This window comes from Bradyrhizobium tropiciagri (assembly GCF_018130545.1).
Classification (GTDB): domain Bacteria; phylum Pseudomonadota; class Alphaproteobacteria; order Rhizobiales; family Xanthobacteraceae; genus Bradyrhizobium; species Bradyrhizobium tropiciagri_A.
On record NZ_JAFCKF010000012.1, the window covers coordinates 163,571 to 186,324 of the forward strand.

19 protein-coding genes are annotated in these 22,754 nt (G+C 65.5%); 15 read left to right on the plus strand and 4 right to left on the minus strand.

The genetic code is table 11. From position 1 onward, the window contains the following. Positions 1-222 precede the first annotated feature (222 nt). On the plus strand, positions 223-897 hold the full coding sequence (locus JQ616_RS36915; protein ID WP_212023088.1) for a helix-turn-helix transcriptional regulator: 675 nt from the start codon (positions 223-225) through the stop codon (positions 895-897). 656 nt (positions 898-1,553) lie between these two features. Here the strand turns inward: JQ616_RS36915 and JQ616_RS39555 are convergent. Further along, positions 1,554-2,471 carry a D-alanyl-D-alanine carboxypeptidase family protein gene (locus JQ616_RS39555; protein ID WP_349630099.1) on the minus strand — a complete coding sequence of 306 codons (918 nt, stop codon included), beginning with the start codon at positions 2,469-2,471 and terminating at the stop codon, positions 1,554-1,556. A 501-nt stretch (positions 2,472-2,972) separates the two neighbouring features. Between JQ616_RS39555 and JQ616_RS36925 the strand changes: the two genes are divergently transcribed. From JQ616_RS36925 to JQ616_RS36970, 10 genes are all read left to right on the plus strand, one after another. Beyond that, the gene (locus JQ616_RS36925; protein ID WP_212023090.1) at positions 2,973-4,550 is read left to right on the plus strand and encodes a gamma-glutamyltransferase family protein; all 1,578 of its coding nucleotides are present in this window, start codon (positions 2,973-2,975) and stop codon (positions 4,548-4,550) included. Positions 4,551-4,869: 319 nt separating this feature from the next. Next, positions 4,870-6,537 (plus strand): amidohydrolase, encoded by a 1,668-nt coding sequence (locus JQ616_RS36930; RefSeq protein ID WP_212023091.1) that lies wholly within the window; start codon positions 4,870-4,872, stop codon positions 6,535-6,537. Next, positions 6,537-7,625, plus strand: a complete 1,089-nt coding sequence (locus JQ616_RS36935; RefSeq protein ID WP_212023092.1) for a CobW family GTP-binding protein — start codon at positions 6,537-6,539, stop codon at positions 7,623-7,625. The genes JQ616_RS36930 and JQ616_RS36935 overlap by 1 nt, the downstream gene beginning before the upstream one ends. A gap of 94 nt (positions 7,626-7,719) precedes the next feature. Continuing rightward, positions 7,720-9,033, plus strand: coding sequence for an ABC transporter substrate-binding protein (locus JQ616_RS36940; protein ID WP_249137791.1), 1,314 nt, complete (start codon positions 7,720-7,722; stop codon positions 9,031-9,033). Position 9,034: 1 nt separating this feature from the next. Then, on the plus strand, positions 9,035-9,766 hold the full coding sequence (locus JQ616_RS36945; protein WP_212023093.1) for an ABC transporter ATP-binding protein: 732 nt from the start codon (positions 9,035-9,037) through the stop codon (positions 9,764-9,766). Further along, the gene (locus JQ616_RS36950) at positions 9,753-10,451 is read left to right on the plus strand and encodes an ABC transporter ATP-binding protein (RefSeq protein WP_212023094.1); all 699 of its coding nucleotides are present in this window, start codon (positions 9,753-9,755) and stop codon (positions 10,449-10,451) included. The genes JQ616_RS36945 and JQ616_RS36950 overlap by 14 nt, the downstream gene beginning before the upstream one ends. A gap of 16 nt (positions 10,452-10,467) precedes the next feature. Continuing rightward, on the plus strand, positions 10,468-11,334 hold the full coding sequence (locus JQ616_RS36955; RefSeq protein WP_212023095.1) for a branched-chain amino acid ABC transporter permease: 867 nt from the start codon (positions 10,468-10,470) through the stop codon (positions 11,332-11,334). Further along, the gene (locus tag JQ616_RS36960; RefSeq protein ID WP_249137793.1) at positions 11,334-12,359 is read left to right on the plus strand and encodes a branched-chain amino acid ABC transporter permease; all 1,026 of its coding nucleotides are present in this window, start codon (positions 11,334-11,336) and stop codon (positions 12,357-12,359) included. The genes JQ616_RS36955 and JQ616_RS36960 overlap by 1 nt, the downstream gene beginning before the upstream one ends. 65 nt (positions 12,360-12,424) lie before the next feature. Continuing rightward, entirely contained in the window at positions 12,425-14,437 is a 2,013-nt protein-coding gene (locus tag JQ616_RS36965) for a tyramine oxidase (RefSeq protein WP_212023097.1), read from the plus strand. Positions 14,438-14,463: 26 nt separating this feature from the next. Beyond that, positions 14,464-14,757: a hypothetical protein gene (locus tag JQ616_RS36970; protein ID WP_212023098.1), complete on the plus strand. Its 294-nt coding sequence runs from the start codon at positions 14,464-14,466 to the stop codon at positions 14,755-14,757. Here JQ616_RS36970 and JQ616_RS36975 read toward each other — a convergent pair. Genes JQ616_RS36975 through JQ616_RS36985 form a run of 3 tightly spaced genes read right to left on the minus strand, consistent with a single transcriptional unit; the run spans position 14,743 to position 18,032 of the window. After that, complete coding sequence (locus tag JQ616_RS36975; RefSeq protein ID WP_212023099.1) at positions 14,743-16,095, minus strand: aminotransferase class III-fold pyridoxal phosphate-dependent enzyme; 1,353 nt, start codon at positions 16,093-16,095, stop codon at positions 14,743-14,745. The genes JQ616_RS36970 and JQ616_RS36975 overlap by 15 nt on opposite strands. Positions 16,096-16,107: 12 nt before the next feature. Beyond that, the gene (locus tag JQ616_RS36980; RefSeq protein WP_212023100.1) at positions 16,108-16,773 is read right to left on the minus strand and encodes an HAD family hydrolase; all 666 of its coding nucleotides are present in this window, start codon (positions 16,771-16,773) and stop codon (positions 16,108-16,110) included. Beyond that, positions 16,770-18,032 (minus strand): Tm-1-like ATP-binding domain-containing protein, encoded by a 1,263-nt coding sequence (locus tag JQ616_RS36985; RefSeq protein ID WP_212023101.1) that lies wholly within the window; start codon positions 18,030-18,032, stop codon positions 16,770-16,772. The genes JQ616_RS36980 and JQ616_RS36985 overlap by 4 nt, the downstream gene beginning before the upstream one ends. A gap of 217 nt (positions 18,033-18,249) precedes the next feature. Here JQ616_RS36985 and JQ616_RS36990 point away from each other — a divergent pair, with 217 nt between their 5' ends. The 4 genes from JQ616_RS36990 to JQ616_RS37005 are packed head-to-tail and all read left to right on the plus strand — an operon-like array spanning position 18,250 to position 22,740. Further along, positions 18,250-19,734: an aldehyde dehydrogenase gene (locus tag JQ616_RS36990; protein WP_212023102.1), complete on the plus strand. Its 1,485-nt coding sequence runs from the start codon at positions 18,250-18,252 to the stop codon at positions 19,732-19,734. Next, on the plus strand, positions 19,731-21,119 hold the full coding sequence (locus JQ616_RS36995; RefSeq protein WP_212023103.1) for a transaminase: 1,389 nt from the start codon (positions 19,731-19,733) through the stop codon (positions 21,117-21,119). Before JQ616_RS36990 ends, JQ616_RS36995 begins: the two co-directional genes overlap by 4 nt. Further along, positions 21,119-21,916 (plus strand): SDR family oxidoreductase, encoded by a 798-nt coding sequence (locus JQ616_RS37000; RefSeq protein ID WP_212023104.1) that lies wholly within the window; start codon positions 21,119-21,121, stop codon positions 21,914-21,916. Before JQ616_RS36995 ends, JQ616_RS37000 begins: the two co-directional genes overlap by 1 nt. Positions 21,917-21,969: 53 nt before the next feature. Further along, positions 21,970-22,740 carry an SDR family NAD(P)-dependent oxidoreductase gene (locus JQ616_RS37005; protein WP_212023105.1) on the plus strand — a complete coding sequence of 257 codons (771 nt, stop codon included), beginning with the start codon at positions 21,970-21,972 and terminating at the stop codon, positions 22,738-22,740. Positions 22,741-22,754: the final 14 nt, after the last annotated feature.

Sequence of the window (22,754 nt, forward strand, 5' to 3'; positions counted from 1 at the left end):
CTTGATCCAGCGATGCCATTGGGAGACATGCGAAAGTTCCGCATGCGCCACGCCGCTCGCAATCAACCGGATGGTGGAGGGGGCCGTCGGGTTACCCTGGCGTAACCGTTTCAGGATGTGCGCTTGGCCCGCAATTTGCTTGACTATGCCCTGCGGCTGCCCCAGCGTGACAGGCATGCGACGCGCAGACGTTCGCCATCGGGAAACATCGGGAGGTAGGTCATGATCGCGCTTCTGGGCCGACCGGATCCGGCAACCACGCAAGCCATTCAATTCGCACGCGGGATTCTCGAGGGGTCGGCGACGGCGTTCTACGAGGTCGACGGCAATCTGACCCTCAACCGCTTCGTGCTCTCCAGCAACGTGCCGCCGAGTTTCCACGACCAGTATCTGGCCGGCATGAATCGACTCGATCCGTTGCATCCGCGCTCCGCCAGCAACCGGCCGATTGCCCGGCTGAGTGTGGCGCTCAATCAATGCGCGACCCAGGAGGCGGCGACCTACCGCGCCTTCGCCGGGCAATGCGGCGTCGCCGACATGATCGAGTTCTTCTTCCGCCGCAACGACCGGATCGTCGCCGGCATGAGCGTGCTCTGGGCGCCGGGCTGCACCATTCCCGACGGCAGCATGAACATCGCGGAGAAGATCCACGACTATCTCGAATTCAACCTGACCAGCCGGCTGTCCTCGAATGCCGACGAGCCGGCGCGCTACGGCCTGACCTCGCGCGAGATGGAAGTCGTTGAGCTGTTGTGCTGCGGCCGCACCAACCGCGAGATCGGCGAGTGCCTGAACATCGGCCTGGCGACGGTGAAGACCCACCTGATCCACATCTTCGAGAAGCTCGGCGTCGAGACCCGCTCGGCCGTGGTGGCGATGATGTCGCGGCCGCATTGAGCGGCGCTGGGCCGTGGATGCCGAGGCCGCAGCTCTTGCAACGCGTCGTCCCGGCGCAGGCCGGGACCCATAACCACAGGGTTGAGTTGTTCAAAAGGGCTGTGGCCGCGGCACCGCGCAACAATGAGCATTCGTGGTAATGGGTCCCGGCCTTCGCCGGGACGACGGCGAGTTTGTTGAACCGCTTGCGAGCCATATTCTCGCATTCTCGCGAGATGATTTGTCCGAGCCTTGCTCTTCGCCTCCGCCGTCTCGGTTTGATGTTGCTGAGTTACCAGTCGGGCTAATCTGCCGCACGCAATTGGGCGGGACCGTCGCTTCGTGGGCCGAAGCGGCGATCCCTGATCGCGCGATGTGCATGGTCGGGGTGTGGGGTTGACGTCGGCCAATCCGCACGACTGGGGACATAGTAGATCGACAATTGCACGCGACAATTGCCATTCTGAACTAGCTCTGAGTATCAGATCGAGGCGGCGCAAAAGTAGTAGCGCGGCGCACCAATTGCGGTTCCTGGTGGATGAAACTTACGAAAGAGGCGTAACGTCATCGGTGGAGGCTGGCCGCTACAGCCTCCGAAGCCGCCGTTAGCCCCAGCTCACCCCCTGAGCTGGGGCGCGCCGGAGCGCAACGTCGAAGCGCAGCGAGGCGTGTGCCGATCAGAGGCGTGAACTGACCTTGGTTGTCGCGGGCTTCGTTGCTGCCTTTGACTTAGCCCGCGTCGTCACGCCATGTCTCGCAATTCGGGTATGCCGCTTGCTAATCTGCTTTGCGTGCCTCGATGCCAGACGACGCGATGTGTATTCCTGACCATCGATCGGTCCGAGGTGCGCCGGGTCGCCGTTCAAATATGGCCGCCCGACTCCGAACTGCTTTTCGTGCTCGTCGATCCATTTCCATAGCTTCCTGGTCTCGGTCGCGCGCTCGTCCTTGCTCCCGCCATTCATGCTGATGACGTCTGCGGCGAGCCCGTGACCATAGCCTCCACGTGAGCTGCCGCCGTGATACGACTTGTCATTCGCGGCCTTCAGCCCGCTTGCAATCGACTGGCGGTAGTCGTCCCGGAATCCGCTTGTGATCCCGGGTGCCAGTCCGGCCTGTTCTGCGGCATAGAGCATATAGAACAGCTTTTGCTTGAAGGCCCGATCCATTCCTCCGATCACGTAATCCATCAGCGGCATACCGGCTTTCTCTGCCGCGTTGGGGTCCTTCCATCCGAAGTCGTTTTCGACCCGTTTCGGAATGCTGCGCGTGACGGTGATCTGCTTTTTCTTCCGCTTGATCGTCACCTCCTTCTTCTCGTAGGCGACGATCCAGTCGGTCTTCGGCGCTCGCGTGTAAAGCGCGCCAAGGAAGCGGTCGATGCACGCCTCGGCAACAAAGCATTCGTCCAGCACCAGGACTGAATCAATATTGGCCAGAGCGGTCTTGGGCGATTCGACAACGGCCGTAGCGGATGGCTGTTCGGGTTGCTGCTCGCCTGGCGTCGTTGGCAAAGCCTCGGGCGACGCGCGGCCCGTAACTGGCGGGACGCTCCCGTTGGCATCGGCCTGAGCCGACGGTTCGGATGCAATCACCAGTGGGCTCGGTCCCTCCGTGGGCGGCCCTGCACGCACGTCATGAACGGCGACACCGCATGACAGTGTGACCACAGACGCGGCAAGGCGTGACCAACCAGCGCCGCGACCGAACCGACTTCGCCTGGCGCCATGAAGCTCTTTGAAAGAGGACATCGGCATTGGAAATCATCGTGAGCCAAGTTGATCATGGCAGCGTGCCATCGCGTTCTGAGCCTGGCAACCAGTTACCCACCGGGGAAATACGGGTGAGCGCGCAACCAAGCTGATAAGCCGCAACATTCTTCGCGCGGAGGTTTGACGGGTTTTACTGGGTTGCCGTTCGAGTTGTTTGTCGGGTCTGGGAAGCGCCTTGCGACACAGTCTCGATGTCGTTTGGCCGATCCACCATTAGGTGGATTGCTGCTCACCGCGCCGGCAAACGAGAGTCCCTCAAGGACCGGTGTCGTATCCGACAATGTTGGCGAGCGGCTGCCGCTCGCAGACATTGAAGGACCAGACATGCGTGATTTCATGGCCATCGGCCGATCGGTGGCGGTTGCCGAGCGCGGCATGGCTGCAACCTCGCACCCGCAGGCGACGCTCGCCGCGGTCGAGATGCTGAAGGCTGGTGGCAATGCCGTCGATGCCGCGGTGGCCGCGGTCGCGGTGCAGGGCGTGGTTGAGCCGCAGATGACCGGCATCGGCGGCGACTGCTTCGCACTGATTTCACCTGACGCAGGTGAGCCGATCGCGCTGAACGGCTCCGGCCGTACGCCGGCCGGTACCGATGTCGAGAAATTTGCCGCAAGCGGCGCGCGCGACATTCCGCCGACCGCGCCCGAGGCGGTGACCGTGCCCGGCGCGATCGACGCGTGGTGCCGGCTGGTCGCCGACCACGGCAGCAAGTCGCTCGAAGAGATCTTCCGGCCGGCGATCGCGGCTGCCGAGCAGGGCTTCTGCGTGACGCCGCGGGTCGCCGAGGATTGGCGCCGCTTCCGGGCCCGGATCGAGATCGACGCCAATGCCGCGGCGCAGTTCCTTCCCGGCGGCAAGGCGCCGGAGGTCGGCGACATCCGCACCCAGCCTGCGCTCGGCCGCACCCTGCGCCGGATCGCGCAGCACGGGCGCGAGGCGTTCTACGCGGGCGAGGCCGCCGACGAGATGGTGGACATCCTGCGTGGGCTCGGCGGGGCTCACAGCGCCGAGGATTTCGCGACGCAGACCTCCGACTACGTGCGCCCGATCTCGGCGCGCTATCACGACCACGATGTGGTTGAATGTCCGCCGAACGGGCAGGGCCTGGCCGCGCTGATGATCCTGCGCACGCTCGCAGGATTCGACGTCGGCGCGCTCGCGCAGGCCGATCGCATCCATCTGCTCGCCGAGGCGACCAAGGCCGCCTACCGCGCACGCGACGCCTTCTTCTGCGATCCCGCGACCGGCAAGGTCGATCCGGCCGCTTTCCTTGCCGAAGACTATATCGGGATGATCCGCAGCAAGATCGACATGAACCGCGCCTCGGCGCCCGTGGTCTGGGACCATATCGAGCACCGCGACACGGTCTATGTCACGGTGGTCGATCGCGACCTCAACGCGGTCTCGCTGATCAATTCGCTGTTCTATCCGTTCGGCAGCGGCATCTATGCGCCGAAGTCGGGCATCCTGCTACACAACCGCGGCTGGAGTTTTCGCGCCAGGCCCGGACATTCGAATTCGCTCGGGCCGCGCAAGCGGCCGATGCACACCATCATCCCGGGCCTGCTGCGCAAGGACGGCAGGACCGTGATGTCGTTCGGGGTGATGGGCGGGCATTACCAGGCCGCGGGCCACGCCAATCTGATCTCGAACATCCTCGACATGAAGATGGACATCCAGGCCGCGGCCGAGGCGCCGCGCTCCTTTGCCTTCGACGGCGCGCTGTCGCTGGAGACGACGATCTCTCCCGCTATCCGCGACGAGCTGCGTGCCCGCGGCCACGATGCGCGGTTTTCGGAGGAGCCGATCGGCGGCTGCCAGGCGATCCGCATCGACCATGCGCGCGGCGTCCTGTTCGGCGCTTCGGACCACCGCAAGGACGGTCTGGCGCTCGGGTTCTGAGGCGCACCGCGCAACTTCGGATTAATAGAATAATACGGCCGATTTGCCCGACATGTCAAGTCGACATGTCGGATGCCGGGACGCCGCCGGCTACTTTGCATGGGGTTGTTTTCGATGTTTTGGCAGTGCGCCCCGGCGGAGCCAGGCAATACGCAATTGCCCCGCATTGCGGGAGGCGGCGGAGCATCCACCGGACGGTGGATTGTTCCAAATGCCGACATGCCGAACGTTTGGCGTCACGCTGGTGTCGTGCGCGGTTCGGCCGCTGTGCACCGCACAGTGCGCGCTCCAGGCTTTCCCAATCGAGAAGTTGATCCGCATGACCAGGACATTCGCCGACACGGTCTTCCGCAACGGCCGGATCTACACGTCGAACCGGGCGCAGCCCTGGGCGACCTGCGCGGCCGTCAAGGCCGGCCGGTTCATCGCCGTCGGCGAGGAGCGCGATGTCGCGGCGCTGGCCGGCGAGGGGACGGCATCGGTCGATCTCGGTGGCCGGATGGCGATGCCGGGGATCGTCGACATCCACAATCACATCATGATGGGCGGGCAGGCCGATCTCTACGAGCTGCGCTTCTCCAACGCCGACAGCATTCCTAGGATCGCCGAGACCCTGCACAAGGCGGCGTCGGTGGCCAAGCCCGGCGCCTGGATCGTCGGCGGGCAGTTCGGCAACAATCTGCTGAACGAGATGAACACCGCGGAGTCCTGCGCGCTGCTCGATGCGGCGTGTCTCGGACATCCTGTCGTGCTGCGCGATGACACCTATCACAATCGCTGGGCGAGCTCGGCGGCGCTGCGGCTCGCCGGCGTACAGGCCACCACCTCCGATCCGACCGACGGCGAGATCGGCCGCGACCTCAAGACCGGGACTTTGACCGGGATCATGATCGAGGCTGCCTCCGGCCTCGTCGAGCGCGCGCTGGCGGCGTCAGGTCACTACACGGCCGAGATGGACCGCGCGGCGGTGGCTCGTTCGATCTCGGTGCTGAATGCCTATGGTGTCACCGCCTTCATCGACGCCGCCAGCATGCAACCGATCATGGCGGCGCTGAAGGGGCTCGACGATCGCGGCGAGCTCACCGCCTGGGCGGTCTGCGCGATGCCGGTGGTCGAGCCGGGCTTTATGTTCGGCAAGGCCGGCGAGGAACTGTTTGCGTTGCGCGAGGATTACCGCGGCGCGCATGTGAAGCCCGACTATGTGAAGGTGTTCCTCGACGGCGTGCCGGGCGCCAAGACCGCGGCGTTCCACGAGCCGTATGTCGCCGATCCCGTACGCGGCTGCTGCTTCCGCGGCGCCACCATGCTGACCGTGCCGGACCTGATCCGCTGGCTCGGGCGCTGCGAGAAGCTCGGCCTTGCCGCCAAGATCCATTGCGCGGGAGATGCCGCGGTGACGCAGGCGCTCGACGCCATCGACGTCGTGCGCAGCTTCAACGGCCCAACCCATCTGGTCCATCAGATCGCACATGCGAGCTACATCGCGCCTGATGACATCAAGCGCTTCGCCGAACTCGGCGTCGCGGCCGACCTGTCGCCGATCATCTGGTATCCGACCGTCTTCCTCGAGGCACACAAGGCCGCGATGGGCGAGGAGCGCGCACAGCGCTTCTGGCCGAACAAGGATTTGAAGGAGGCTGGCGCGTTGATGGCCGGCGGCTCGGACTGGCCTGTCATCCCGATCCCCGATCCCTGGCAGGGCATTGAGGGCATGGTGACAAGGCAAAACCCCACCGGCGATTTTCCCGGCAAGTCGCTGTGGGCGGAGCAGGCGCTCGATCTCACCACCGTGATCGACATCTACACCATCGACGCCGCGCGCGCGGCCGGGCTCGGCCAGTCGATCGGCTCGATCGAGGTCGGCAAATCGGCCGATCTGATCGTGCTCGACCAGATGATCTTCGACATCCCGCCGGATCAATTGGCCGATACGCGGGTCGAAATGACCTTCTTCGAGGGCCGCAAGGTCTACGAGCGGGGCAAGTGATGGCAGCAATGGATCAGATCCCGGTCACGGTGCTGACCGGCTTCCTCGGCAGCGGCAAGACCACGGTGCTGAACCATCTGCTGCGGCAGAAGGAGCTCAACGGCGTCGTCGCCATCATCAATGAGTTCGGCGAGGTGGCGCTGGATCATCTGCTGGTCGAGAGCAGCGAGGATCGCCTGGCGCTGCTCGACAATGGCTGCATCTGCTGCTCGGTGCGCGAGGATCTGATCGAGACGCTGGCTGACCTCGCGTCACGCCGCGCCGCTGGCACGATCCCACCGTTCCACCGTGTGCTGGTCGAGACCACCGGGCTCGCCGATCCCGTGCCGGTGCTGCACACGCTGATGACGGCGCCCGATATCGTCGGCCGCTACCGAATCGACGGCGTGGTCGCGACCGTCGATGCCGTCAACGGTGCGCGCACGCTCGAGATGCACGGCGAGGCCGTCAGGCAGATCGCGGTGGCCGACCGGCTGCTGGTGACCAAGACCGATCTCGCCGCTGATGATGAATTGTCTCGGCTCGATGTCCAACTTGCGGCGATCAATCCGGTCGCGACGCGGTCTCACGTGCGGAACGGGATCGTCGATCCAGCGAAGGTTCTCGATGCCGGGCTGTTCGATCCGTCAGCCCGATCCGCCGATGTCGTCAGCTGGTTCGATCTGGCAGCGCAGGCGGCGAGCGCGCCGCATCATCACGCGGATCATGATTGCGACGACGAGACATGTGGGCATCACAGCCACCATACCCACGACGCCGGCGTGTCGTCCTACAGTCTTGTTATCGACGAGCCGATCCAGCGTGAGGCGTTCATACGCTGGCTCGACTATGTCGCCGCGCTGAAGGGCGAGGACCTGCTGCGCTTCAAGGCCATCGTGCATGTCGCCGAGCAGCCCGATGCGCCGCTGGTGGTGCATGGCGTGCAGCACGTGTTCCATCCGCCGATCACGCTTGCCGGCTGGCCATCTGCGGATCGGCGCTCGCGGCTCGTCTTCATCGTGCACGGCATCCCGCGCCAGATCATCGAGAACACCTTGTGCAAATTTGCCGCGGTGAGCCGCAACGCGATTCAAAGATCGGCGGCCTGAAGCATGATCCGGAAAAGTGCGAAGTGGTTCCGAAAAGATCATGCTCAAAGACGAGCGAGACGTAGTTCAGACAATTGTTTCAGGGGAGAGGGACATGACTGAGAATTCAAAAACGACAGCGTCCGGCCGGTTCGACCGGCGCACGCTGCTGAAAGCGGCGGGTGCCACCGGTCTTGCATCCGCGATGAACGTACCGCTGGTCAACGTCGCACGCGCCGCCGGCAACACCATCAAGATCGGCTGGGTCGGCTGCCTGTCCGGCGTCCGCGCCCAGTTCGCCGAGCCCGATCCCTGGATCCATGAGCGCATCAAGGTGCGACTGAAGGACGGCCTGAAGATCGGCGGCAAGACCTACCAGGTCGAGCTGGTGTTCAAGGACAATCAGTCCGATCCGAACCGCTCGTCGGTGATCGCAAGTGAGCTCGTGCTGCGGGAAAAATGCGACCTGATCCTGATCGAGGACGGCGACGCCCAGCCGCCGGTGCAGGAGCTTGCCGATGCCCGCGGCATTCCGACGATCTCGACCCAGGTGCCGTGGCAGGGCTGGATGTTCCCGCGCAAGTCGACGCCGGACAAGGGCTTTCCCTACAGCTACCATTTCTTCTGGGGCGCCGACGACGTCGCCAGGAACTTCCTCGGCATGTGGCAGTCGGTCGAGACCAACAAGAAGGTCGGCACGCTCTATATCGACAACCCACCGGGCCAGGCGTTCTCCGATCCCAAACTTGGTCTGCCGGCGGGCATCTCGGGGGCTGGTTATCAAGAGTTCTCTGCCGGCAAATTCCAGATCGCGACCGACGATTTCACCAATCAAATAGCGCTGTTCAAGAACAACGGTGTCGACATCGTCTCCGGCTTTACCTTCAGCAATCACTGGGTGACGCTGTGGAACCAGGCGGCGCAGGCCGGCTTCAAGCCGCAGATCTGCACGGTGGCGGCGGCCTTCCTGTTCCCGGCCGCAGTGAACGCGCTCGGCGATCGCGGCGACGGCATGTCGACCGAGGTGTGGTGGACGCCGGCCTATCCGTTCAAGTCGTCGCTGACCGGACAGAGCGCCGCCGAACTCGCCGCCGAGTGGGAGAAGACCACCGGCAAGCAGTGGACCCAGCCGATCGGCTATGCGCATGCGCTGTGGGAGGTCGGGCTCGCGGCGCTGCAGAACAGCGATCCCAAGGACAAGAACTCGCTGCGCGACGCGATCGCCGGCCTCGACATGGAGACCGTGGTCGGCCGGGTGAAGTTCAAGGACAGCCCGATCAAGAACGTCGCGGTGACCTCGCTGTCGGGCGGGCAGTGGCGCAAGACCAAGGGCGGCAAGTCGAAATACGAGCTCTTGATCGTGCACAACGGCACCGCGCCGTTCATCCCGAAGCAGGCCGATCTCCAGCTGCTCTCCAAGCTGGCCTGAGATGGCACCGCTTCTGCGCGTCAGCGGGCTCTCGAAGCGTTTCGGCGAGATCGTGGTCGCCGACAATGTCAGCTTCGCGCTGGCGCGCGGCGAATGCCTTGGCGTGATCGGCCCCAACGGCGCCGGCAAGAGCTCGCTGCTCAACCTGATCGTCGGCCTGCTTACGGCCGACGACGGGTCGATCATGCTCGACGACAAGGAGATAACAGGGTTGCCGCCGCATCGCCGGGCGCGGATGGGGCTCGGGCGCGCGTTCCAGATCCCGCAGCCGTTCCCGCATCTCTCGGTCTACGAGAACGCGTTGGTCGCAGCGTCCTATGGCGCCGGCCTCTATGGCGAGGCGGCGTCGAGCTGGACCATGGAAGTGTTGCAGCGGACCGGGCTCGACGCCAAGGCGGACAAGCTCGCCGGCGCCTTGCCTCTGATCGATCGCAAGCGGCTGGAATTCGCCAAGGCACTGGCCTCGAAGCCCAAGCTGATCCTGCTCGACGAGATCGCGGCCGGACTGACCGAGCCCGAGGTCGAGCGTCTGGTCGCGATCATCAAGTCGGTGAAGGCCGACCACGCCATGATCTGGATCGAGCACATTCCGCACGCTTTGCGTGCGGTGTCGGATCGCATCCTGGTGCTCGATTTCGGCCGCAAGGTGCTCGAGGGGCCGCCGGCGGAGGTCATGGACAGCGCGGTGGTGCGCGAGATCTATATGGGATTGAAGGCCGATGGCGTTGCTTGATGTGAACGGCCTGCAGATCTTCTACGGCGATCTCCAGGCCGTGTTCGACATGAACTTCACCGTCGCGGATGGCGAGGCGGTGGCGCTGGTCGGCGCCAACGGCGCCGGCAAGTCGACGTTCCTGAAGGCCCTGGTCGGGCTCAACGAAGAGCGGCGCGGAGCGGTGCATTTCGACGGCATCGACATCTCGCAGATGCCGGCCGAAGACGTCTCGCGGCTCGGCCTCATCATGGTGCCCGAGGGGCGCCTGCTGTTCGACTCGCTGACGATCGAGGAGAACCTCTTGATGGGCAGCGTCAACCGGCGCAAGGGCAGCTGGACCTTGCGGCGGGTGTTCGACCTGTTTCCAATACTTGAGGAGCGGCGGCGGATGTTTCCCGGCCAGCTCTCCGGCGGCCAGCAGCAGATGGCGGCGATCGGCCGTGCGCTGATGTCGAACCCGCGCCTCTTGCTGTGCGACGAGATCTCGCTCGGGCTCGCGCCCGTCGTGGTCGAGCAGATCTATCGCTCCTTTGCCGACATCCGCCGCGAGGGGACTGCGGTGGTGCTGGTCGAGCAGGACGTCAAGCGCGCGCTCGCGACCTCCGAGCGGATCTATTGCCTGTTGAAGGGGCGGGTGTCGCTGACCGGCCCGGCGCAAGGGTTGCAGCCGGAGCAGCTGACCCACGCCTATTTCGGAAACTAGCCAGGATTGTCATGACATGATCTGGGTTGAGACATTGATCAACGGAGCCTTGCTGGGCGGGCTCTACGGCCTGCTCGGCATCGGGCTCGCGCTGGTGTTCGGCGTGATGCGCGTCGTCAACATCGCCCATGGCGAGTTCATGGTGCTGAGTGCGTTCTGCGCCGTGCTACTTTCCAATATGTTTCCGCAGGTCTCGCCGCTGTTGATGCTGATCCCGGTGATCGCGCTGTCGTTTGCGGTCGGCTGGCTCTACCAGGCTGTGATCGTCAACCGCGTCGTGACGTCGCCCGATCCGCTGTCGCCGTTGCTGCTCACCTTCGGCGTGTCGGTGATCCTGCGCAACGTCATGGTCGAGATCTTCGGCGCCGACGTGCGCAGCCTCCAAGTCGGCGAGCTCTCCCGCGCCAGCCTCGAGGTCGCCGGCCTCAACATCGGGATCATGCCGCTGCTGACCCTGGTGCTCGCCGCATTGCTGTTCATGGCGCTGCAGCTCGTACTGCGCCACACCGAGTTCGGGCGGATCGTGCGTGCCACCGCCGACCGCCGCGACATCGTCCGGCTGTCCGGGGTCAAACCGGACCGGGTCTATAACTACGTGATGGGCCTGTCGCTGGCGCTCGGCGCGATCGGCGGCGTGCTGCTCGCGGTGCGCTCGAGCTTCACGCCGTTCTCGGGCGCCGAGCGGCTCTTGATCGCCTTTGAGGTCGTGGTGCTCGGCGGGCTCGGCTCGTTCTGGGGCGCGCTGCTCGGCGGCATCGCGCTCGGCATGGCGCAGTTGATCGGGCTGAAGATCGATCCGAATGCCGGGCTGCTGTATGCGCACCTCCTGTTCTTCATCATGCTGCTGATCCGCCCGTCGGGTCTCGTGTCGAGCAGGGTTTGATGCCGATGCCAACCCGGACAATTCTTCTGGCCTCCACCATCGTGCTGGCTGCGATCATCGCCGGCGCGCCCTTCGTGCTGAACGAGGGCATTCTGCGGCTCGCGACCGAATGCCTGCTGCTGCTGACGATGGCGCAGATGTGGAACCTGCTGGCGGGCTATGCCGGGCTGGTGTCGCTCGGCCATCAGGTCTTCATCGCCTTCGGCGCATATGCGCTATTCCTGACCTCGGGCTGGCTCGAAGTCACCCCGATCTGGGTCTTGCCGGTGGCGCCGCTGGTGGCGGCGGCGGTTGCGGCGATCATCGCCTTTCCGCTGTTTCGGCTGCGCGACGCCTATTTCTCGATTGCAATGTGGGTGTTCGCCGAGATCATCGGCGCCTTCACGATGAAGTCGCAGGCCGTCGGAGGTACGTCTGGGGTGCCGCTGGCCACCAGCAAGCTGATCGATTTCGATTGGTTCGAGCCCACGATGTTTTGGCTCGCCGGCGGCCTGACGCTGGTCACCATCGCGGCGCTGTACCGGATGATGACCTCGAGCTTCGGGCTCGGGCTGATGAGCGTGCGCGACAATGATCTCGCCGCGATGAGCGTCGGTGTCGACGTCCGGCACAACCGATTCATCGCTTTCGTGCTCTCGGCGGCGGGATGCGGGCTTGCCGGTGCGCTCAGCTTCATGGGCAATCTGTTCATCGCGCCGCTGGCGGCATTCGACGTCAACTGGTCGGTCTACATGATGTTCATCGTGATCATCGGCGGCATCGGCACGCTGGAAGGCCCGATCCTCGGCGTTATCATCTTTTTCGGCCTGCGCGAGCTGATGACCGGGCCACTCGGCCTGTCCGGCGGCTGGTACTTGGTCGGGCTCGGCGTCATCGCCGTCGTCGTGATGATCGTGGCGCCGCGCGGCATCTGGCCGGCCTTGCGCGATCGTCTCGGCGTGCGGCTGCTCGATGTCCACCGGGCCGCGCCACGCACGGCTACGGCCGCGATCCTGCCGGCCGCGTCGGAACGGGTTACCGGATAAAGCGGGCCTTCACGCCGTCACCTTTGCTTGTATTCTGACCGTTCTGGCTTTGAGTGGAGGGCACGATGGCTCTGATATCCCGGCATGGCGGATGGGCGTTGGCCGGCCTGGTCGCGGCGACATTGGCGGCGCCGCCATCGGTGCAGGCCGAGCGCAGGATGTGGCCGCAGGCGGCCGCGACGCACCCGATGGACGGGCTGACGACGGACGAGATCCGTTCGGTCTCCGAAATCCTCCGCGGCGCCGGCAGGCTCGACGATGCGACGCGGGTCGTCTCGATGACGGTCGAGGAGGATCCCAAGGACGAGGTGCGGGCGTGGAAGCCCGGACAGCCATTCGCACGCCGCGCCAACGCGACGCTGTTGAGCGGCGGGCACCTCTACGAGGCGCATATCGACCTCGCTGCGCGCAGCCTCGTCGGCTGGGAGGAGATCAGGGATCATGAGGCGGCGCTGACCATTGATGAGCTGATGTCCGCCGGCGATCTTCCGAAGCAGGACCCGCGCTGGATCGCGGCGATGGCCAAGCGTGGCATCACCGATTTCAAGAACGTGCTGTGCCTGCCGCTGACGGTCGGGCCGGTGACCGATCCGGCCCTGAAGGGCCGACGCCTGCTCAACGTGCCCTGCGTCGACACCACGGGCGCCGGCAACAATCTCTGGGGCAAGCCGATCGAAAACCTGTTCGCCCAGGTCGATCTCAAGAGCAAGACGGTGCTGTCGGTGACCGATCTCGGCGTGGTGCCGCCACCGCCGCAGACGCCGTCGCACGCCTATGCCGACTCCGGCAAATACCGCAAGCCGCCGAAGCCGATCGAAATCAGTGCGCCCGAGGGCAGCAATGTGAAGGTGGAGGGCGGCCAGGTCCGCTGGGACAATTGGTCGTTTCATGTCCGTCTCGAGCCGCGCGTCGGCGCCGTGCTGTCGCTGATCCGCTATGACGACCACGGCACGCTCCGCGACATCGCCTACCAGATGTCGGCGAGCGAGATGTTCGTGCCTTATATGGATCCGGCGCCGACCTGGTCGTTCCGCGCCTATATGGATATCGGCGAGTACGGCTTTGGCGTGCTCTCCAGCGAATTGCAGCGCGGCGTGGATTGCCCAGAAGGCGCGCATTATCTCGACCTGACGATCTCGGACACCAAGGGCGCGCCTGTCGTCTCCAAGGGCGCGGTCTGCATCTTCGAGCGGCCGACCGGCGATCCGATCTGGCGGCATAGCGAATTGCTCAACAACACCGCCGAGGTGCGGCCGAACAATGAGCTGGTGGTGCGGATGGCGCCGGTGGTCGGCAATTACGACTATCTGGTCGACTATGTGTTCGACCGTGCCGGCAACATCGACGTCAAGCTCGGCGCCTACGGCATCGACGCCACCAAGGGCGTGGCGAGCAAGACACTGAGCGACCCGACCGCCGCGCAGGATACCGCCTACGGAACGCTGGTCGACGAGGGGCTGCTGGCCGTCAACCACGATCACTACATGACGTTCCGGATCGACATGGACGTCGACGGTACCGCGAACCGCCTGGTCGAGGACCGCTTCAGTGTCCGCCGGCTGGAGCAGGGCCAGCGCAAGAGCCTCTGGCAGGTCGACACCAAGCCGGTCACGACCGAAGGACCGATCACGACGCCGCTGAACGCGGCGCAGTTCAGGATCGAGAGCACGGGCAAGACCAACAGCCGCGGCTACCGCACCAGCTACCAGATCATGCCCGGCCATTCCGACGTCTCGCTGTTGGCCAAGGACGATCCGATCCAGCTGCGCGCCGGCTTCAGCGCTTACACGCTGTGGACCTCGGCCTATGCCCGGGACGAGCGCTACGCCGCGGGCATGTATCCGAATGAAAACCCCGAGGTCGATGGCCTGCCGAAATGGACCGCGGCGAAGCGGCCGATCGAGGATCGCGACCTTGTGCTGTGGTACACTGTCGGCTTCCGCCACGTGCCGCGCGCCGAGGATTGGCCTGTGATGCCCGGCCTGTGGCATGGCTTCCGGCTGCGTCCGTTCAACTTCTTCGATCGCAATCCCGCGCTCGACGTGCCGCCGATGGTGAACGCCAGGGAGAGCAAGTGAGGGGCCGCGTGCATCGCGCCGGAGCGATGGCTGGCGCTCTGCTGGCGTTGTTGGCGTTGGCGCCAGCCGCGCTTGGTGCGGCGGCTTTATCGAACGACAGCACTGACGATGCGTCCTTGCTCTATCTGAGCAGCAGCGACTGGGAGCACCAATCCGCGCCGCGCAAGGTCGCGCTCGCCGCCGACTTCATGCGGATCTTCTGCACGGTTCAGACCATGTCGGCCGCATCGCTGGCCGACTGCCTCGATCGCGACAAGGCCGATGGCGCGGTGTTCGAGCGCGCCATGGCGTGCGTCAGCGCATTGTCAGCCGGCCGCTGAGAGGCCGGCGTCGATCCCTTCGGCAATCCGCTTCACGTCGGCCGTCGTCAGGATGAGGGGCGGGGACAGGATGAGGTTGTTGCCGGAGACCCGCAACATCACGCCCGCCTCGTAGGCGGCGTCGGCGACCTTGGCCATCGTCTTCTTGTCGGCTGGCTTTTTGCTGTCGCGATCGGCAACCAGCTCGAGCGCGGCCATCAGGCCCTTGCCCCTGACATCGCCGACCAGCGCATGTTTCGCCTTGAGCGCGGCCAGCGCCTGCGCGAGGTCCTTGCCGCGCGCGGCAGCATTCTCGTCGAGCTTGAGGCGGCGGGTCTCGGCGAGTGCCGCAAGGCCGGCGGCGCAGCCAACCGGATGGCCCGAATAGGTATAGCCATGGCCGATCGAGCCGAACGTCGTCGTGTCAGCCTCGAACGTTTCCGCGACCTGCTCGCCGATCAGCGTGGCGCCGAGCGGGAAATAGCCTGAGGTGATCGCCTTGGCCATCGTCATCATGTCCGGCTTCACGCCCCACAGCCGCGAGCCCGACCATGCGCCGGTGCGTCCGAAGCCGGTGACGACCTCGTCGGCGATCATCAGGATGCCGTGACGGTCGCAGATCTCGCGTACCAGCTTCATGAAACTGTCCGGCGGCACGATTACGCCACCGGCCCCGAGCACCGGCTCCATGATGAAGGCGGCGATGGTGTCGGCGCCCTGGAACGCGATCTCCTCCTCCATCGCCGCCGCGCAGAGCTGCGCGAGCTTGGCGGGATCGGTCTCGTTGAAGGGATTGCGATAGGTCGACGGCGCAGGGATATGAAAGACGCCCGGCAGCATCGGCTCATAGTTGCGGCGGAAATTGGCGTTGCCATTGACCGACGCGCCGCCGAAATGGGTGCCGTGATAGCCTTTCTTCAGCGCCAGGAATTTGGTGCGATCGGCCTGGCCCTTGATCTTCCAGTATTGCCGCGCCAGCCGCAGCGCGGTCTCGACCGAGTCCGATCCACCCGAGGTGAAGAAGGCGCGCACCATGCCTTCCGGCTTGAACCATTCGGTGAGCTCGTAGGCGAGTTCGATCGAGGGACCGGATGAGGTGCCGCGGAAGCCCGAATAATACGGCAGGGCGCCGAGTTGGTCAGCGATCGCCTGCTTGATCGGATCGCAGCTGTAGCCGAGATTGACGTTCCACAACCCGCCGACCGCATCGATCACGGTCTTGCCGTCGATGTCGGTGACTTCGACGCCTTCGCCCTTCATCACGATCCGCGGCGGCTGCGCTCGCATCTCGGCGGGATGGGCCATCGGGTGCCAGATCGGCTTGGCGTTGTTCTCAACCAGGAAGTTTCTGTCGCGCATGATCGCTCTCTGTTACTCGAATTGCAGCCCGAAATGCCGCAGCGCCTCGCCATAGGACGCGGCCGGGTTGCGCACATCAAACAGCACCGTGCGCATGTTGCACGCGGCGGCGCCCACGATGTTGCGGCGCTGGTCGTCGACGAAGACGCAATTGTCTGCCTCCAGCGCCAGTTCGTCCAGCACGCTTTGATAGGCACGGGAATCGGGTTTCAGGATCCCGGTATGGGTCGCGTCGACGATGGTCTCGAAGCGCTTGAGGATGGACAGGCGGTCGCGGAAATCGGCGCCGTAGAACAGGTCGAGCTCGTTCGACAGGATGGCGAGCCGGAACCCGGCATCGGCGGCGAGTTCGATCGCGCGCACCGCCTCGGGGCGGATCACGGTGTCGGGATCGGCACCGCGCGCTCGTTTCACGAAGGTTTCCATGTCATGCCAGTCTTCACCGACCATGCGCCCGATCTCGCGGCTGCGGGTCAGCCAGTAGTCCCGCTCGGAAATCTCGCCACGCTGCATAGCAGTCCAAAGCGGATCGCTGTCGGGCGCGAACGGTCCGAGCCATTTCAGCGTGCAGGGGGCGAGCCCGAGCGCGCGCTCGGTCAGGTCATGGGTCTCGAACAACGTCTTCGAGATCACGCCGCCGAAGTCGAGCACCAGCGCTTGGGCGTGCGGCCTCCTCATGCGGCGGCCGTCGTACGGCCGGGGCGGACAATGCCGGCCGCGACCCAGCGGTCGAAGATGCCGAGCACTGTTTCGTTGAATGCCGCGCTGTTGATGTGATCCTGGATCTCGTGCAACTCGACCGGCGCCTGGACCGCCGACCGCATCGCGTCGACAAAGGCGGCGAGGGCGTCGGGATCGTGCAGGGCCTCGCCCTCGCGGTCCCATTGCTGGATGCCGCCGGCCGGCAGCACGAACGCAACCGGCGCGCTGGCGCCGGATAGCTTCTGGGCAATCGCGCGGGCGATCCGTTGGCGATCGGCGGATCCCGACGTCGCCGACGCAAGCAGCCGGTTATGCGCGTGGAATGGACGATCCGACAGCTCCTTCGGAACCCCAAGCCATGCCGGGAAGTCGACCATGTCGATCGCCCCGGGAGCGACGATCTGCGGAATGCCGGCTCTCCCCGCGTTCTCCAGCCTGTCCGCACCGGAATTGACCACCGAGCCGGTGAGCTGGTTGGCAACCTCCTGCAATGAGAGATCCAGCACCGCCGCAAAGCCACCCTGGGCTGCGATCGATTCCATCGCGCGGCCGCCCATGCCGGTGGTGTGGAACACCACCACCTCGTAGCCGCGCCGCTCGAGCTGCGGCTTGAGCTCGACCATGTAGCGCAGGCAGCTTTTGCCAAGCGAGGTGATCGCAACGACCGGCCGCTCCTTGCGCGGCTTGATCGCGCTCCTGGCCGCGCCGACGATCGCACCGCAGGCTTGCGACAGCACGGCGGTGCAGGTGCCGTTGAGGCCATAGAGCCCGCCGGCCCACAGGATCATCATCAGATCGGCGGCGACACGCTCCGGCGGAATCAGATGCGAGAACGCGACGGTCGAGACGATCAGCTTCGGCAGGCCGAGCGGCAGCGCCTGCGCGACGTCGAGCGCAAGATCGGTGCCCATCGTGCCGCCGATCGCGATCACGCCGTCGATCGCATCGTTGGCAGCGAGCTCGCGCGCCAGATTGGCGGCACCGACCGCCATCAATGACATCGCGGAATTCTCGTCGCCGCTCGATGCAATCGCCGCGATCGTGGTCTGCGCGGCGGCCGCCACCGCGTGTTTGTCATGCGCGGGCTGATAGGGCGGATCACCGAGCACGCTGATGTCCATCATGATGGTGCGGCCGCCGGCACGCGCGATGCACTCGCTCATGAACAGCAGTTCGTCGGCCTTGGTGTCTCCCGTTCCGATCAGGAGAATACGGGGCTCTGTCATCTCAGGCATGACCTTCGGCTCGCCGGCGGCGTGAGGGATGTGGACGAGTTGGTTTGCACCGAGCGTGCAGAGCGTTCGGCCATCGTGCAATCACGCTATGGGGACGGTGGCTGCGGTGACATCCACCTATCGGTTGATTGCTGCCAAAGCCTTGATTTGGCGAGGATTGCACCATGCCCGCGATCCCGATCGGGAGCCGCTTTTGCCACCGTCACAATGATCCCGCATGCAGCAAGCCCAGATCGATCAACTTCGCTCGGCCTCCATTCCGGCCCAGCAACTTTTCATCGGCGGCCGACCCGCGCAGGCGGTCGGTGACGCGCGGCTCGATGTGGTGTCGCCGATCGACGGCCAGCTGCTGACGAGCATCGCCGACGGCGATGCGGCCGATATCGACGCCGCGGTGAGACATGCGCGGCAGGCCTTCGATCAGGGCAGCTGGTCGCGGGCGGTGCCGGCGCAGCGCAAGAAAGTTCTGCTGCGGTTCGCCGATCTGATCGAGCAGCACGCGCTCGAGATCGCGGTGCTCGGCGTGCGCGACAATGGCACCGAGATCGGCATGGCCTACAAGGCCGAACCGCTGTCGGCGGCCGGCACCATCCGCTACTACGCCGAGGCGATCGACAAGGTGTATGGCGAGATCGCGCCGACCTCAGGCGACGTGCTTGGGCTGGTGCACCGCGAGCCGCTCGGCGTCGTCGGCGTGATCGTGCCTTGGAATTTTCCGCTGATGATCGGCGCGTGGAAGATCGGCCCCGCGCTCGCCGCCGGAAATTCGGTGGTGGTCAAGCCGCCGGAGCTCGCCTCGCTGACGCTGCTGCGGCTCGCCGAGCTCGCGACCGAGGCGGGCTTGCCGGATGGCGTGCTCAATGTCGTCACCGGCCGCGGCGCATCGGCGGGCGAGGCGCTTGCACTGCATATGGACGTCGACGTGCTCGCCTTCACCGGCTCGGGCGCGGTCGGCCGGCGGCTGCTGGAATGTTCGGCGCGGTCGAACCTGAAACGCGTCCATCTCGAGCTGGGCGGCAAGTCGCCCAATATCGTGTTCGCCGATGTGCCCGACATCAAGCATGCGGCCAAGGTCTCGGCGAACGGCATCTTCCGCAATTCGGGCCAGGTCTGCGTGGCCGGCTCGCGGCTGCTGGTGCAGTCGCAGATCTACGATCGCTTCATGGCAGAGCTGCTTGACGCGACCGCCAAGCTCCGTGTCGGTGATCCCCTCGAACTGATTTCGGATGTCGGTGCCATCGCAAGCAAAGTGCAGCTGCGCAAGAACCTGGATGCCGTCGCCCGCGCCGAAGCGCAGGGTGCGCAGCGGCTGGTCGGCGGCGAGCAGATCCGCGTCGAGAGCGGCGGCAACTTCATGGCGCCGGCGATCCTCGCCGAGGTGACGCCGAAGATGGAGGTCTGGCGCGAGGAGGTGTTCGGCCCGGTGCTGTCCGTCACCCGGTTCGACGACGCGGATGATGCCGTCACCCTGGCCAACGCGACGCCTTTCGGACTTGCATCGGCAGTGTGGACCGGAAGCCTCTCGACTGCGCATCGCATGGTGCGCGCCATCCGGGCCGGCGTCGTGCACGTCAACGCCTATGGCGGCGCCGACATCACGGTGCCCCTCGGCGGCTTCAAGCAGTCCGGCTTCGGACGCGACAAGTCGCTACACGCGCTCGACGCCTATACCGACCTCAAGACCGCCTGGATCGCGCTATGACATCTGCAACTGCCGAACGCACCGGCGTTCTGAACCGATTGCTCGATGCCGAGCAGGAGCGATTTCGCGCGCTGCATCCGCGCTCGACCGCGGCCTGGCAGCAGGGCCGGCAGCACTACCTTTATGGCGGCCCGTCGCACTGGATGCGGCGCTGGGCCGGCGGCTTCCCTGTTTATGTCGAGGAGGCGCAGGGCGCGCATATCAGGGATATCGACGGCCGCGACTATATCGATTTCTGCCTCGGCGACACCGGCGGCATGTGTGGGCACGCGCCGGAGGCGGTGACGGAGGCAGCGCTCAATCAGCTCAAGCGTGGCGCCACCATGATGCTGCCGACGGAGGACAGTATCTGGGTTGGTGCCGAGCTGTCGCGCCGCTTCGATCCGAAATACTGGACGCTGACGACGTCGGCGACCGATGCCAACCGGGCCGCGATCCGGATCTCGCGCATGATCACCGGCCGACGCAAGGTGCTGGTGTTCTCCGGCTGCTATCATGGCGGCGTCGAGGAGGCGCATGTCGAGATCCGCGACGGCCGCGTCGGCCTGCGCAACATGATCCATCCCAACGGTATCGATCATGACGCGGTGAGCCGTGTGGTCGAGTTCAACGACGTTGCTGGCCTGGAGGCGGCGCTGGCGCAGGGAGACGTCGCCTGCGTGCTGACCGAGCCGCTGATGACGAATTTCGGCATGATCCCGGTCGATCCCGGATTTCACGAGGCGTTGCGCGACCTGACCCGCCGTGCCGGCACCGTGCTCATCATCGACGAGACGCATACCTTGTCCTGCGGGCCGGGAGGCTACAGCCAGGCGTATGGACTGGAGTCCGACATTCTCGTCGCCGGCAAGGCGATCGCGGGCGGCATTCCCGCCGGCGTGTTCGGCCTTAGCCAGGAGATTGCGGAACGGCTGTGGAAGCTCGTGCCCCACGTCAATCCGCGCGAACGGCAGTCCGCGCATCTCGGCTTCGGCGGCACGCTGGCCGGCAACGCGCTGACGGTCGCAACCATGCGTGCGGTGCTGGAGAAGGTGCTGACCTCGGCGAATTACGAGCGGATGATCGGGACCGCGACCTGGCTCGCGCAGGAAGCGCGCCGGTTGATCGAAGCGGCCGGTCTGCCCTGGCACGTCACGCAGATCGGCGCGCGCGCCGAGATCATGTTCATGCCGCATCCGCCGCGCAGCGGCGCCGATGTCATTGCAGGCCGGCAACCCGATCTCGAGACCTTGCTGCATGCGTTCTACATGAACGAGGGCATCCTGGTGACCCCGTTCCACACCATGCTGCTGATGTGTCCGGCGACCTCGGCGCGCGACGTCGACAAGCATACGGCTGTGTTCGCGCAGTTCATCGATTTGCTGCGCCGCGCGGGAGCAATCTGATGCAGCCGCCACCGTTCAATCTCGAGGGGCGGGTTGCCATCGTCACCGGCGGGGGCAGGGGGATCGGCGCCGCTATCGTGACCCGGCTCGCGCAGGCCGGTGCGACCGTGGTGATCGCAAACCGGACGCTCGATGTGGCCGAGGCGCTGGCGCGTGACCTGGCAGCCGAAGGACGGGTGGCACATTGCGTCCCGTTCGACCGGCTCGACCGGAGCAGCTTGCGTGCGATGGTGGACGGCGTGGCGGCCCAGCACGGCCGGCTCGACATCGTCGTGCACAATGCCGGTGGCTGTCCGTGGGCCTCGCTTGAGGAGCTCGATGAAGCCAGGCTCGACGAGACGCTGGCGCTGAACCTGAACGCCAGCATCTGGCTCGCACAGACGGCGATGCCGCATATGCGCGCCAACAGATTCGGGCGCATCCTCGTGACGTCCTCGGTGTCTGCGCGCGTCGCGATGGGCGGCGGCGCGCATTACTCGGCGGCGAAAGCCGGCGTCAACGCGTTCATCCGCGGCGCCGCCTTCGAGCTCGCGCGCGACGGCATCACGGTCAACGGCGTCGAGGCCGGCTTCATCGAGAAACCGGGCCGCGGCAGCATGAGTGCGCCGGAGAACAAGCCCAAGCTCGAGCGCTTCATTCCGATGGGGCACATGGGGAGCGCCGACGACATCGCCTGCGCGATGCTCTATCTCGCTTCCGCTGAAGCCAAATACGTCACCGGGCAGACCATCGTCGTCGACGGCGGCTCGACCTTGCCGGAGACCGGATTCGCCGTCGAACGGCAGTGGGGAATCTAGATGAGCATCATCTTTTCGGAAAACCGGTTTCCACGTTTCCGGATCATGCTCTGATGCCGCGGCTGGACGGAAAGACGGCGCTGGTGACCGGCGCAGCTACGGGTATCGGCCGCGCCACGGCGTCGCTGCTCGCATTGAGCGGCGCGCGCGTCGTGTTGTTCGGTCTCGGTGACGCCGAGCTTCAGGCGGCTGCGGCGGAGTGCGGCGGGCAGGCGATCCATGGCGACGTCACCCGGCCGGACGACGTTGCGAAAGCCGTCACTGCCTGCGGCGCCTGGCTCGATATCGTCGTCAACGCGGCCGGCCTGATCGTGCCGGATCAGCCCGCAACCGTATCCGATGAAGTCTGGGCCAAAACGCTTGATGTCAACCTCACCGGGACGATGCGTGTCTGCCGCGCATCGCTGCCGCTGCTCCGGCAGCGCGGCGGTGCGATCGTGAATGTCGCCTCGGTTGCGGCGTTCAATGCCAGCCCGGACAGCGCAAGCTATGCCGCGAGCAAGGCGGCGGTCGTCGCCTATACGCGCTCGCTGGCCTACGCGCACGGCGCCGATGGCATCCGCGCCAATGCGGTCGCGCCCGGCTGGGTGCGGACGCCGATGAGCGCCTATGAAATGCAGCTGCTCGCGGAGCAGAACGACACCACTGTTGACGCGGAGTTTCGCAGCGTCGAACGGCGGATCGCGCTGGGGCGGATGGCGGAGCCCGCCGAGATCGCGGCGTGCTGCCTGTTCCTTGCCTCCGACGAGGCGTCCTTTGTCACGGGTGCGGTGCTGGTCGCCGATGGCGGCGGCCGCTCGCCGACGCAGAATCGCGCGGTATAGAACGGTCGATTCGC